General features: G+C 62.0%; 11 protein-coding genes. 8 read left to right on the top strand and 3 right to left on the bottom strand.

Annotation, left to right across the window (positions count from 1 at the left end):
* The first annotated feature begins 482 nt into the window (after window positions 1–482).
* From BN118_RS07755 to folD, 3 genes are read left to right on the top strand one after another with little or no spacing between them, the layout of a single operon-like run.
* Window positions 483–1,433: an IS481-like element IS481 family transposase gene (locus tag BN118_RS07755; protein WP_014905696.1), complete on the top strand. Its 951-nt coding sequence runs from the start codon at window positions 483–485 to the stop codon at window positions 1,431–1,433.
* Window positions 1,434–1,435: 2 nt separating this feature from the next.
* Window positions 1,436–2,389: a Bug family tripartite tricarboxylate transporter substrate binding protein gene (locus tag BN118_RS07760; protein WP_010930975.1), complete on the top strand. Its 954-nt coding sequence runs from the start codon at window positions 1,436–1,438 to the stop codon at window positions 2,387–2,389.
* A gap of 27 nt (window positions 2,390–2,416) precedes the next feature.
* Window positions 2,417–3,268 (top strand): bifunctional methylenetetrahydrofolate dehydrogenase/methenyltetrahydrofolate cyclohydrolase FolD, encoded by an 852-nt coding sequence (gene folD, locus BN118_RS07765; RefSeq protein WP_019247213.1) that lies wholly within the window; start codon window positions 2,417–2,419, stop codon window positions 3,266–3,268.
* A 5-nt stretch (window positions 3,269–3,273) separates the two neighbouring features.
* Here the strand turns inward: folD and BN118_RS07770 are convergent, their stop codons facing one another.
* The 3 genes from BN118_RS07770 to BN118_RS07780 form a co-directional block, all read right to left on the bottom strand.
* Window positions 3,274–4,302, bottom strand: a complete 1,029-nt coding sequence (locus BN118_RS07770; protein ID WP_010929099.1) for an Ldh family oxidoreductase — start codon at window positions 4,300–4,302, stop codon at window positions 3,274–3,276.
* Complete coding sequence (locus BN118_RS07775; protein WP_010930973.1) at window positions 4,299–5,342, bottom strand: LysR family transcriptional regulator; 1,044 nt, start codon at window positions 5,340–5,342, stop codon at window positions 4,299–4,301. Before BN118_RS07775 ends, BN118_RS07770 begins: the two co-directional genes overlap by 4 nt.
* 67 nt (window positions 5,343–5,409) lie before the next feature.
* A complete protein-coding gene (locus BN118_RS07780) occupies window positions 5,410–6,435 on the bottom strand; it encodes a dipeptidase (protein ID WP_014905697.1) in 1,026 nt (341 codons plus the stop codon).
* A gap of 281 nt (window positions 6,436–6,716) precedes the next feature.
* Here BN118_RS07780 and BN118_RS07785 point away from each other — a divergent pair, with 281 nt between their 5' ends.
* Genes BN118_RS07785 through purU form a run of 5 tightly spaced genes read left to right on the top strand, consistent with a single transcriptional unit; the run spans window position 6,717 to window position 12,645 of the window.
* The gene (locus BN118_RS07785; RefSeq protein ID WP_003821029.1) at window positions 6,717–7,970 is read left to right on the top strand and encodes a sarcosine oxidase subunit beta family protein; all 1,254 of its coding nucleotides are present in this window, start codon (window positions 6,717–6,719) and stop codon (window positions 7,968–7,970) included.
* A 10-nt stretch (window positions 7,971–7,980) separates the two neighbouring features.
* Window positions 7,981–8,253 carry a sarcosine oxidase subunit delta gene (locus BN118_RS07790; RefSeq protein ID WP_003821030.1) on the top strand — a complete coding sequence of 91 codons (273 nt, stop codon included), beginning with the start codon at window positions 7,981–7,983 and terminating at the stop codon, window positions 8,251–8,253.
* On the top strand, window positions 8,250–11,189 hold the full coding sequence (locus tag BN118_RS07795) for a sarcosine oxidase subunit alpha family protein (RefSeq protein ID WP_014905698.1): 2,940 nt from the start codon (window positions 8,250–8,252) through the stop codon (window positions 11,187–11,189). The genes BN118_RS07790 and BN118_RS07795 overlap by 4 nt, the downstream gene beginning before the upstream one ends.
* Window positions 11,182–11,796 carry a sarcosine oxidase subunit gamma gene (locus tag BN118_RS07800; RefSeq protein ID WP_227915012.1) on the top strand — a complete coding sequence of 205 codons (615 nt, stop codon included), beginning with the start codon at window positions 11,182–11,184 and terminating at the stop codon, window positions 11,794–11,796. Before BN118_RS07795 ends, BN118_RS07800 begins: the two co-directional genes overlap by 8 nt.
* Window positions 11,797–12,645: a formyltetrahydrofolate deformylase gene (gene purU / locus BN118_RS07805; protein ID WP_010929093.1), complete on the top strand. Its 849-nt coding sequence runs from the start codon at window positions 11,797–11,799 to the stop codon at window positions 12,643–12,645.
* Window positions 12,646–12,681 lie beyond the last annotated feature (36 nt).

The following is a 12,681-nucleotide window of genomic DNA, read 5'->3' on the forward strand; positions in this document are numbered from 1 at the left end:
CGCGACCGGGCGGAGACGTCTGGACTGCAGCACGTGCCCGCTGGCTGCGGGCACGCGCGCTGCTGCGCGTAAGCGTCGATGCGCTGGCATCCGCTGGCGCAAGCGTGAACCGGCGCGAGGGGGGGCCAAATAATGGCACATGAAGCGCGCATGGCGTGCGCGGCGCGCCGTTTCCTGACCCGGTGCGGGCCAATATTGTGCAGTACATGGTGCTCTATTAAGGAAAGTTTGAGTCGCCATGATTTTTATTTATTCGATGGGGTTGACGCTTGGAAGGGGGCGTGTCCGCCAATACACTCAGACGCGAGCATCGTTCGGGATGCGTGATCCGCGTAGTCGGAAATCACGAAGCGGATGTTGAGCATCGGTAAACCCCAGGGGTAGCTGTGAAGATTCAATAGGTTGTATGCATGGTTCATCCGAACCGGATTTGAGAAACTGGAAATCGCCACCCCCCCAGTTCACTCAAGGAGCCCGGCCGGATGAACACCCATAAGCATGCCCGATTGACCTTCCTACGTCGACTCGAAATGGTCCAGCAATTGATCGCCCATCAAGTTTGTGTGTCTGAAGCGGCCCGCGCCTATGGGGTCACCGCGCCGACTGTGCGCAAATGGCTGGGCCGCTTCCTGGCTCAGGGCCAGGCGGGCTTGGCCGATGCGTCCTCGCGCCCGACGGTCTCGCCCCGAGCGATTGCGCCGGCCAAGGCGCTGGCTATCGTGGAGCTGCGCCGCAAGCGGCTGACCCAAGCGCGCATCGCCCAGGCGCTGGGCGTGTCAGCCAGCACCGTCAGCCGCGTCCTGGCCCGCGCCGGTCTGTCGCACCTGGCCGACCTGGAGCCGGCCGAGCCGGTGGTGCGCTACGAGCATCAGGCCCCCGGCGATCTGCTGCACATCGACATCAAGAAGCTGGGACGTATCCAGCGCCCTGGCCACCGGGTCACGGGCAACCGACGCGATACCGTTGAGGGGGCCGGCTGGGACTTCGTCTTCGTGGCCATCGATGACCACGCCCGCGTGGCCTTCACCGACATCCACCCCGACGAGCGCTTCCCCAGCGCCGTCCAGTTCCTCAAGGACGCAGTGGCCTACTACCAGCGCCTGGGCGTGACCATCCAGCGCTTGCTCACCGACAATGGCTCGGCCTTTCGCAGCCGCGCCTTCGCCGCGCTGTGCCATGAGCTGGGCATCAAGCACCGCTTTACCCGACCTTACCGCCCACAGACCAATGGCAAGGCCGAACGCTTCATCCAGTCGGCCTTGCGTGAGTGGGCTTACGCTCACACCTACCAGAACTCCCAACACCGAGCCGATGCCATGAAATCCTGGCTACACCACTACAACTGGCATCGACCCCACCAAGGCATCGGGCGCGCTGTACCCATCTCCAGACTCAACCTGGACGAATACAACCTATTGACAGTTCACAGGTAGCCATGAAAAGAATTTTCGCTGCAGTCGCCTTCATGATCAGCGCATTTGTCCATGCGGCCAGCCCATATCCAGAAAAATCGATAACCATCGTTAATCCGTTCGGCGCGGGCACGGCCTCGGATACTGTTATTCGCGCCTTGGGAAATCGTCTGGGCTCGGCGCTGAACGTGCCCGTTGTCGTCGAAAACCGTCCGGGTGCAAATGGGATTGTCGGCACGTTGCGGGGTGTGCGGGCGCCGAATGACGGCTATACGATATTCGTCACCACCGGGACCACCGTGTCGCAGAATTCCTGGCTGTTCAAGGACATTAATTATGATCCGATGACCGACTTTGTTGGCATCGCAGTGCTGGGTGGATTTCCTCTGTCTATTGTGGTGCCGCCACAAAGCCCATATCGCGATTTCAAGGAATTAATGCAGGCGATCCACACGAGCACGCAAGGTATCACCTATGCGACGGCTTACGGCATGCAGACCGTGTGCGGGGAACTGCTTGGCAAGGCTGCGAAGGGCAAGGTGCTCGGCATTCCCTATAAATCGACGCCGCCAGCCGTGCTGGACGTGACGGCAGGGCGGGTTGCCTTCGCATGCGGCGAGACGGCAACCACGTTGAGCGCCTTGCAAGGCCGGACACTGCGGGCGCTCGCGGTCATCAATCCTGGCGGATCGAAATACATACCCGGCGTGCCGTCGGTCCAGGAGAGCCTCCCCGATTTTCCGATCATGCAATCCTGGATCGGTCTCGCAGCGCCTCGCGGGATAGATTCGAAGAAGGTGGAACTGCTGTCCAGGGAGATATACAAGATTGCGTCGGATCCTGCGTTTGCAGACTCCCTCTCGGGGCTGGGCTACGCGTCGACGCCGATGGATGCGGCTGCCACTGCCCAGTTCATGAAGAGCGATTTTTCGAGATGGAGAGACCTGATCAAACATGTCGGAATCCAGCCTCAATAACCATTGCATGGACGTAGATTCAAAAAAATGAAGGCCAAGGTCATCGACGGTAGCCGCGCGTCGGCGCGTATCAGGGAGCAATTGAAGGAACGCGTGGCCTGCCTGCGCGCCAGAAACATAAGACCGGGCCTGGCGGTGCTCCTGGTCGGCGAAGATCCGGCTTCGCAGGTATATGTGCGTAATAAGGTGGCGGCCTGCGAGCAAGTGGGGATTCACTCCGTCACGGAGCGCTATCCCTCTGCCTGGACGGAGAATCAACTGCTCGACCGGATTGCCTCGCTTCATGGCGATCCTGCCATCAATGGCATTCTGGTGCAGTTGCCCTTGCCGCCGCATATGAGCGCGCACCGCGTCATCGAAGCAATATCGCCGCTCAAGGACGTCGACGGTTTCCATATCAGCAACGCAGGCCTGCTCATGACAGGGAAGCCGCAATTCCAGCCCTGCACCCCTTATGGGGTAATGAAACTTCTGGAATCCGAAGGGGTATCGCTGCGCGGCGCCGAAGCGGTAATTGTCGGCGCCAGCAATATCGTCGGAAAACCTATGGCGATGTTGCTGCTGGCGGCCGGGGCGACCGTGACGATATGCAATTCGAAGACACGCGATCTGGCCGGGCAGGCTCGCCGGGCCGACGTGCTGATTGTCGCCGCCGGCCGGGCCGGGATTGTCGATGGATCGATGATCAAGCCCGGCGCAGTTGTCATCGATGTCGGCATCAACCGTAGCCCAGACGGCCGCCTGTGCGGAGATGTCGACTATGGCTCGGCTGCCAAGGTCGCAGGCGCGATCACGCCGGTGCCGGGCGGAGTGGGACCGATGACCATTGCAATGCTGCTTGCCAATACCGTCGAGGCGGCGGAACGATCGGCTATCTGAGCCGCTTACATCAAGGCCGATAGCGTTCGATAGGTTTTCTCATCGATGTGCATGCCGTCGCGCTCGGACGCCGCGCGGTTCGCATAGCGCCGGTCCGACGGTAGCCGGGTCTGGCCGGCCGCGTTCAGCATTTCGCAAAGAAGCTGCGTTCGATCGGAGAAATCGCCGCCGGCGGATTTGCTCGCGTCTATCAGGATCACCGTTTGGCCTGCCCTGGACGTCTGAGCGCCGGGGTGGGAGCTTTGGTCTATTTCCGACGAGAATGCGCCGTCCGTGAGTGCAGCGCTCAGTAGCTCGACCATCATGGCCAGGGCCGATCCCTTGTGCGCGCCAAAAGGCAGCAGGCTGCCGCCGGCGATGATCGCCTCGGGGCTCGTGGTGGGTTGGCCTTGCGCGTCCAGGCCATATCCCTGCGGCAGCGACTCGCCGTGCTGGGCGGCCAGGCGGATCTCTCCGAACGCGACAGCGCTGGTGGCCAGATCGAACACGAGCGGGGAGTGGCCCTTCCGAGGCGCGGCAAATGCAAGGGGATTGGTGCCATAGACGGGCGTATTCCCCCCGAACGGCGCCATCCTGGCAACCGCATTCACGGTGGTGATGGCGATGAAGCCCGCTTCGGCAAATGGCTCCACATCCAGCCACAAGGCGCCGAAGTGATGCGAGTTCCGTATCGCCGCCAACGCAATACCGTTCTTCGACGCGCGTTCCATCAAGAGGGCTCTGGCCGCGGCAAGCGCGGGTTGCGCGAAGCCGTTGCGGGCGTCCACGCGCAGAAAACCGCCAGCCACCGCGTCGATGACGGGTTCCGCATGGCCGTCGACATACCCGCTTTTGAGCGAGTCGACGTATCCCGGAACGCGAAAGAGGCCGTGGCTACGGGCGCCGTCGCGGTCGGCACGGGCGACCGTGTCGGCCAGAATGTGCGCCACTGTAGCCGATGTGCCGTTTTTCTCGAAGATCGAGGCCAGCAGCATCTTCAAGTCGTCGAATGCGATGGTCCTGCTTTCAGTGTCCTTGCCGGGATTCGCTGTCATTCGATACCCTCGCTTGAGATGTCTGGTTGACGCCGTGCTCCGGTCGTCTTCGAATGCCCGGCGATTCCCGGCCATTCGCCCATCATTGCATGCCGATCCAGGGATGGATGGATATAGGCCAGGCGTGCAAGGCACTCTTCCTTGAGTACGGACACGGTGATGTCGAACGTGTCCTTGATAAGCGAGTCGAATTCGCCGCCTCTGGCGAGCAGATAAATCGACCTGGAGTCTCCGCTCGACTGCAGGAAACCTATCCCGACCCGTTTGGCGTGCTCTTGCGCCTGCAGCAGGCACAGTGGTGTGGTCAGCGCCCACCCCAGTCCGCCGGCAACCATCGAGGTCAGCGTGTCGGCGGTGTCCACCTCGAGAAACTGTGGAATCTCCAGATCCGCGCGCCGCAGCACGGTTTCGGCCTGTCGGCCCAGGTGGGACTGGCTGCGATACCGGATCATGGGAAGCTGTGCGCTGAGCAGCGCCAGGTTCGTGTTCTCGCGGTCCGCGACCTCCAGGCCAGGCGGGAATATCACCACGAACTGTTCGGTCAATACCCGATAGCGAACCAGGCCATTTTCACGATGCATGGGCTCGCTGGTGATGGCCAGGTCGACCCGGCGATCGATCAGCGCGGCGCCTACGTCGAAAGACAAGCCCGTCTGCAGTTTCAGCTGGGCTACTCTCGGCATTAACTGCTTGATAATGGACGTGCCACAGGTGGTGGCGACGGAGTCCACAAGACCCAAACGGATGGCGGGCCTGACGCCATGCCCCGCCTCAAGCACCGCGCCCTTCAGATTCAATGCGGCCGAAACCAGCTGCTCGCCGCGTTCATACAATACATAGCCGGCGCTGGTGAGCGTCAGCGGCCGGCGGTTGCGATCAAGCAGCTTGATGCCGAATTGTTCCTCGAGTTGTCCGATCGCTTGCGACACGGCCGATTGCGTCAGGCCGAGTTTCGATGCCGCGATGGACATGTTTTGGTCCTTTGCAGCGGCGAGGAATATTCTCAGAGCCTGCATGTCGATGATCTTCGGCGCTGTCATGGCTGGACGCCCTTCGCAGGACAAGGCTTCGTGGGAAGTCGAGAATAGCGTCGCGTCCCGGGCCTGTCTATCCGTAGACCTCCGTAAAGTGGCGCAGCCAGTTACCGCCGATGATGCCGGCCACCTCTTTCTCGGCATAACCCCGATCGAACAGGCCTTGCGTCAGGTTCGGCAGTTGTTTGATGCTGGCGATGCCGAGCGGATAATCCTGAAGATGGAATTCCTCGACGGTGCCGAATATGTCGGGACGCCGGGTGCGCCACAGGCGGCTGGCAGCGGGCATGGTCGATCTATCGCTTTTATAGGCTTCGACGAAATCGAGCCCGAATCCAACGTGGGCGGCATCGATGGTTTTCACCCAGTGGTCGGCATGATCGAGCGGTTCGTTCAACGTCGCATTTTCCGGGTGTACTGTCTTGGGCAACCCGCAGATACCCATGATTCCGCCCTTGGCGCGTATGGCGCGCGCCGTCTCGTCCGTCGTGTTGCGGTCGTTGGGATTGAGGGCATAGGAATTGGAGTGGGTGTACACCGGAAAGCGCGACCTCGCCACCGCTTCTTCCCGTGAACGGTGTCCGACGTGGGACAGATCCAGTATCAAGCCGAGATCGTTGCAGGCGTCGATCAGCTCGATTCCGGCGAAGCTCAAACCCGCGTTCCGGCTCTCGCCGCATCCGTCGGCGAACATGGTGGGTCCCGTATATGCCAGTCCGAAATAGCGCATGCCCAACCGGTGCATGGTGCGCAGGCGATGGAATTCGAGGTCGACCATCGCGGAACCCTGCGTTCCGATAATGACTGCGAGCTTGCCCTGCTTATTCGCGGCGTCGATTTCCTGCCGGTTGGTGGCCAATGCCAGATAAGGGCTGCGCTCGATTTTTTCCAGGCCGGAATCGAAATCGCGCAACACGATATCCCACGGCTGTTCAGTGCCGAACGTGACATTCGTGGCATTGACCCCGGCCGCCAGGCAGTTCTCGGCCCAGGGGTCGTCGATAACGTAGTACATGGACAGGCAGTCGAACACGAAACTGTCTTGCGTGAAACGTGTTGCCATGTCTGTCGCGCTCGGAACCACGATTTTCTTGTGCACGTTGCATCCAGTTTGGTTGTGCGGCCACCCCTGCGGCTGCTGGCTTAGTATCCGGGACACGGGTGGCGCTGACCAGTCGCATGGTCGATTCTTCTTCAAAGTATAAGTGCTGCTAATGCAGGAACCGCCGCAGGGCTGGGTGCGGCCCATGCGCCGGATCCGGGCATGCCGTTCGGCGCAACAATTAACGCAGCTTATGTTCCTTCATGGTTTCTCTCATGAGTATTGCGCTGAGGCATCGGCTCGGTGGTTAATGGCAACGATCAACCAAGGGCCTGCAAATGCGATATTCATTTCCCAATCTGGTTCGCAATTCATTATCCGGGCATCGACGCTGGCCCAAGGCCTGGCGCGATCCAGACCCCAAGCCTCATTACGACGTCATCGTCGTCGGCGGGGGCGGGCACGGGTTGGCCACCGCATACTACCTGGCGAAAAATCATGGTATTCGCAAGGTCGCCGTCATCGAAAAGGGATGGCTGGGCGGCGGAAATACCGGCCGGAATACTACGCTGATTCGTTCGAATTACCTGCTTGCGGGGAATTCCCGGTTTTACGAATGGTCGATGAAGCTCTGGGAAACCATGAGCCAGGAGCTGAACTACAACGTCATGTTCAGCCAGCGGGGGGTGCTGAACCTGGCGCACAACGATGCGCAGCGGGACGCCTTCATGCGTCGCGGAAATGCCATGCGCCTGAATGGCATCGATGCGCAATGGCTGACGCGAGAGCAGATCGAGCGGCGGGTTCCCCTGCTCGATTGCGGGCCGGGCGCCCGCTACCCCGTGGAGGGGGGCTTGCTGCAGCCGCGCGGCGGGGTGGCGCGCCACGACGCCGTTGCGTGGGGCTATGCGCGCGCCGCGGACTCGCTCGGCGTCGACATCATCCAGAACTGCGAATGCACGGGCATCGACATTCGAAACGGGAAGGTGGTTGGAATCGTGACCTCGCGCGGGCGTATCGCCGCGGATCGCGTCGGGATCGCTGTCGCTGGCCATACTTCGCAGCTGGCCCAGATGGCTGGCATTGATCTTCCGATTGAAAGCCATGTCCTGCAGGCCTTTGTGAGCGAACCCGTCAAGCCTGTCCTGGACACGGTCGTCACCTATGGAGCCGGCCACTTCTACGTCAGCCAGTCCGACAAGGGCGAGCTCGTGATGGGCGGCGATCTCGACTTCTACAACAGTTATTCGCAGCGGGGCAATCTGCCGATTCTGCAGCATGCCGTCGAGTGCGCCATGCAGATGTTCCCCTTCATCAGCCGGCTGCGGATGATGCGCCACTGGGGCGGCGTCATGGACATGACGATGGACGGTTCGCCCATCATTTCGAAGACGCCCGTCGACAACTTCTACATCAATGGCGGGTGGTGCTATGGGGGGTTCAAGGCGACGCCTGCTTCGGGCTGGGTATTCGCGCACACCATGGCCAACGACACGCCGCACGAGTTGAACGAGTGTTTCGACATGCGCCGGTTCGAGTCTGGCCGGCTGTTAAACGAAAAGGGCGCGGGTCCTCGCCCGAACCTTCACTGAGCAGACCGCAATGTTGAGACTAGATTGCCCGTTTTGCGGGGTTCGCAGCCACACGGAATTTTCCTATCTCGGCGATGCGACGAAGACTCGCCCGGCTGACGACGCGCCCATTGAAAGCTGGCTGGATTTCGTCTACATCCGCCGCAATCCGAAAGGACGGCACGAGGAATACTGGCAGCATGTTCTGGGTTGCCGCGCATGGGTGCGAGTCACGCGCGACACACTCACGCATGCCATCGAGAACGTCGACCTGACGGCGCCGATCGAGGAGCCTGCAAAATGACGCAGCAATATAGGTTGAATCATGGCGGATTGGTCGACCGTCGTCGTCCGCTGACATTCCGGTTCGACGGCATTCAGTATCAGGGCTACCACGGCGACACGCTTGCCTCGGCGCTGCTGGCAAACGGCGTGCATCTGGTCGGCCGGAGTTTCAAGTATCACCGGCCGCGCGGCATCTATACCGCAGGCGTCGAGGAAATGAATGCGCTGGTCGACGTCCTGAAGGAGGGCCAGGCCGACCCGAACACCAGGGCGACGGTGGTGGAGCTGGAGGATGGCATCGAAGTGTCGAGCCAGAACCGCTGGCCGTCGCTGCGCTTCGATGTGCGCTCCTTCCATGGCATGATTTCCCGGCTCATCCCTGCAGGCTTCTACTACAAGACCTTCATGTGGCCGGCGAAGTTCTGGCCGAAGTACGAACATATGATTCGTCAGGCGGCCGGCCTGGGGCGCGCGCCGCTGGTTCGGGATCGGGACCGCTACGAGAAGCAGCACGCTTACTGCGATGTGCTGGTCGTGGGCGCCGGGACTGCGGGGCTCGCCGCTGCGCGATCGGCCTGCCAGGCCGGCCTGCGCGTGCTGCTGGTCGACGAGAAGAGCCGCGTGGGCGGGACGCTGCCCGGGTCGAACACCGAGATCGAGGGCGTGGCAGGCGCCAAGTGGGCGACTGCGGTGGAGCGCGAACTGCGTGAATCCGGCCACGCCAGCGTCATGCTGAGAACAACGGCCTTCGGGTATTACGACCACGACACGGTAGCACTGGCCCAGCAGTGCGACACCCCGACCAATCCCCACGGCGCCACGCAACGGCTCTGGTACGTGCATGCAAAGCAGGTAGTGCTGGCGGCCGGCGCCATCGAGCGGCCTTGCGTCTTTGCCAACAACGACCTACCGGGCGTCATGCTCGCAAGCGCCGCCCGGACCTATTGCAACGAGTTCGGGGTGGCGGTCGGGCGACGCGTTCTGGTGCTGGCCAACAACGATTCGGCCTACGAGGCGGCTTTGGACCTGAAGCGTGCCGGTATCGACATCGTCGGCGTGGTGGATCAGAGGGAGGCGGTCAGCGCGAGCCTGTCCGAGACGCTGGCAAGCCTGCGCATCCCGCATCATCGCGGCTCGACGATCAAGAAGGCGACGGGACGTCACCGGGTTCGTTGCGCCGTCATTGTCGATCAGTCCGGATTGCGCCAAACCGTCCGTTGCGACACGATACTGGTCTCCGGCGGTTGGACGCCCAGCGTCCATCTCCATTCGCAGTCGGGCGGAAAGGTCGGCTACGACGCGGACCTGAGCACATTCGTTCCCACGAGCACCAAGCAGCACAGCCTGTCGATCGGGGCGTGCGCGGGTCGTCTGCAGCTGTCGGAATGCCTGGCGGACGGCGCGTCCATTTGCGCGCAGATGGATGGAGAAGCGCAAGGGCGCGGGCATCCGGCCACGCCCCCCAAGGCAGAGAAGCTGGTCATTCCGCCTCCCCACCTGGGCTACCGCGCCGGCAAACGTTTCATCGACATACAGGATGACGTAACGGTCGAAGACATCGAGCTGGCCGCCAGAGAGAACTTCCGGTCGGTGGAGCACCTGAAGCGGTACACCACGCTTGGAATGGGAACCGACCAGGGCAAGACGAGCAACGTCAACGGGCTCACCATCATGGGCGCTCTGCGCTCGGAGTCGCCTGGCGCCGTGGGCACGACGACCTTTCGTCCGCCGTACACTCCGATCCGGTTGGGGCTGCTGTCCGGCAGGCATATCGACAAGCATTTCAGTGCGGTTCGCGTAAGCCCGATGCATGAATGGCATGTGCGCAATGGCGCGGTGATGGGACCGGCGAATCTCTGGCTGAGGCCGAAGGCATACCTGCGTGGCAACGAGTCCTATGCGCAGGCGTGGCAGCGCGAATGCAGGAATGTCCGCCAGGACGTGGGTATCGTGGACGTATCCACGCTCGGCAAGATCGAGGTCCAGGGCCCGGACGCAGGCGTCTTCCTGGATCGGGTGTATGCCAATCGGATAAGCACGCTGAAGGTCGGCAAGGCGCGGTATGGCGTGCTGCTCAGAGAGGACGGAATCGTCTTCGACGACGGCACCATCGCCCGCTGGGGAGAGCGGTTGTTCATCCTGTCGACGACGACGGCCAATGCGGCGGCCGTGATGTCTCACTTCGAGTTTCTGTTGGCGACCGCATGGCCCACGTTGCGGGTCCGGGTTACCTCCGTGACGGATCACTACGCCCAGATTGCGTTGGCGGGGCCCAAGAGCCGTGAGGTGCTGGAGCGCCTGCAGATTTCGGCCGACGTGACGGATTCGGCGCTTCCTCATATGGCGGTGTGCGAAACCGTCTGGAACGGCCTGAAGCTGTTGATCTATCGGGTCAGCTTTTCGGGGGAGCGGGCGTATGAGCTTGCGATCGCCGCGGCATACGGCCAAAGGCTGTGGGACCAGCTTCTGGCAGTGGGCGCTCCATTTTCCATCATGCCCTACGGGACCGAGGCCATGGGCGCGCTGCGAATCGAGAAGGGGCACCCCGCCGGTCCGGAACTGGACGGCCGTACGACCGCCGCCGACCTTGGGCTGGGTGGGCTCGTGAAAAAGGAGGGGGCTTTCGTGGGCAAGGCGCTACTGGGCCGCGAGGGACTGCAGGCCGCCGATCGGCCGACGTTGGTGGGCTTGCGCAGCAAGTCCGGCGCCGCGATCCAGTCCGGGTCCATGCTGGTTCTCCGTGCCGAAGTCGGCGCCCAGGAACTGGGCTGGGTGGCTTCCGCCACCTACAGTCCCACGCTGGGCCAGCACATCGCGCTGGGTTTCCTGGTGAACGGCGCAAACGCGCTGGGACGGTCCGTGCTGGCATGGTCTGCGCTGACCTCGTCGCAGGTGGAGGTCGAAGTGGTCAACCCATGCTTCGTCGATATCGAACGGGAGCGTCTCCTTGGATAACTCGCACATGCACTTCGGGCCGGCCAGCGCCATTCCTCAAGTGACTTCGCCTGCCGCAATAAAACTTGGCGCCCAGGGCCTGGTGTTGACGGAGATGGCCGTGGCCAGCATTCAGCTTTCCGGCTTTGGCAGCGGTTCGGCGCTTGCCGCATGGATGGCGTCTGCGTTGAAAGTCGCGCCGCAACCGAACACGTTCGTTTCCGTGGCGGAAGGCCGCGTGGATATCGCAGCCATTGCGCCGGCAACCTGGCTGATGAGCGGCGTCGCCGCGGACCTCGACAGCATCGTCGCCTCCGCCCGCGTCGAACTGGAAGAGGTGGCGGCGATAACCGAGCTGTCCGATGGCAGAAACGTTTTCCTGCAACTTGAAGGCGAGCCGGCGGCAACGGTTCTGAGCAAGTACATCGATATCGATTTCGAAGGCGGCGCGCTTGCGCCCGGCCGGTGCGCGTCGACCGGGATCCACGACACGGCCGTGCTGGTCATCTGCCGCCGGCCCGACCTGTTTCAGATCGTCGTTCATCGCAGCCTGGCGCCCAGCCTGGCGGAAACGCTGGTGGATGGGGCTGCGGAGTTCGGCGTGAACGTTGAACGCTTGGGGGAATGAATGAAGCAGTATGTACTTCTTTTGAAATGCCTGGATCGACCCGGGATCGTGCATGAAATCTCCGGCGGTCTCTTTCAGGAGGGTTGCAACATCGAAGAGAGCGCTCAGTTCTCCGAGAGTGGAACCGCGGTGTTCTACATGCGCGTTCGTTTCTCCGCGCCCGACCGGGCATGCGTGCAAAAAATCGCGACGGCCTTGAAGCGCCTCTACAACGGCGACGAAGCGGGATTGGCGATCCATGACATGGACAAGCGCAGCCGCGTGCTGATCCTGGTGTCGAAGCACGGCCACTGCTTGAACGACCTGCTGTTCCGCCAGCGTAGCGGGCTGCTGAACATGGACGTGGCGGGGGTGGTCTCCAATCATCCCGATTTCAGGGAGCTGGCCGCCAGCTACGACATTCCGTTCCATCATTTCCCGGTCACGCCGCAAACCCGCGCCGAGCAGGAGGGTCGCATACTGGATCTGGTCGCATCGACGCAAAGCGACCTGGTCGTACTGGCACGGTACATGCAGATCCTGAGCGACCGGGCCAGCAATGCCCTGAGCGGTCGGGCCATCAATATCCATCATTCGTTCCTGCCCGGCTTCAAGGGCGCGCGGCCCTATTACCAGGCCTACGATCGCGGTGTGAAGCTGATCGGCGCCACCGCGCACTACGTCACGTCGGAGCTCGACGAGGGCCCGATCATCGAGCAGGACGTGGCCCGCGTAAGCCATTCGCTGGAGCCGCAGGCCCTGACGGACGTGGGAAGGGACGTCGAATGCATGACGTTGGCTCGGGCGGTCAAGTGGCATACCGAGCATCGAATCATTCTGAACGGAAGAAAGACGATCGTGTTTGCTTGAGCGGGACGCCTCGTTCAACACTATCAAGGAGATAAG

The sequence above is a fragment of the Bordetella pertussis 18323 genome (assembly GCF_000306945.1).
Lineage (GTDB): Bacteria > Pseudomonadota > Gammaproteobacteria > Burkholderiales > Burkholderiaceae_B > Bordetella > Bordetella pertussis.

Bases quoted from the DNA above. Each gene is read 5' to 3' on its own strand.
- BN118_RS07760 (WP_010930975.1), top strand. From the start codon at position 1,436: ATGAAAAGAATTTTCGCTGCAGTCGCCTTCATGATCAGCGCATTTGTC.
- BN118_RS07790 (WP_003821030.1), top strand. From the start codon at position 7,981: ATGTTGAGACTAGATTGCCCGTTTTGCGGGGTTCGCAGCCACACGGAA.
- BN118_RS07775 (WP_010930973.1), bottom strand. From the start codon at position 5,342: ATGACAGCGCCGAAGATCATCGACATGCAGGCTCTGAGAATATTCCTC.
- BN118_RS07755 (WP_014905696.1), top strand. From the start codon at position 483: ATGAACACCCATAAGCATGCCCGATTGACCTTCCTACGTCGACTCGAA.
- BN118_RS07795 (WP_014905698.1), top strand. From the start codon at position 8,250: ATGACGCAGCAATATAGGTTGAATCATGGCGGATTGGTCGACCGTCGT.
- purU (WP_010929093.1), top strand. From the start codon at position 11,797: ATGAAGCAGTATGTACTTCTTTTGAAATGCCTGGATCGACCCGGGATC.
- BN118_RS07785 (WP_003821029.1), top strand. From the start codon at position 6,717: ATGCGATATTCATTTCCCAATCTGGTTCGCAATTCATTATCCGGGCAT.
- folD (WP_019247213.1), top strand. From the start codon at position 2,417: ATGAAGGCCAAGGTCATCGACGGTAGCCGCGCGTCGGCGCGTATCAGG.
- BN118_RS07770 (WP_010929099.1), bottom strand. From the start codon at position 4,302: ATGACAGCGAATCCCGGCAAGGACACTGAAAGCAGGACCATCGCATTC.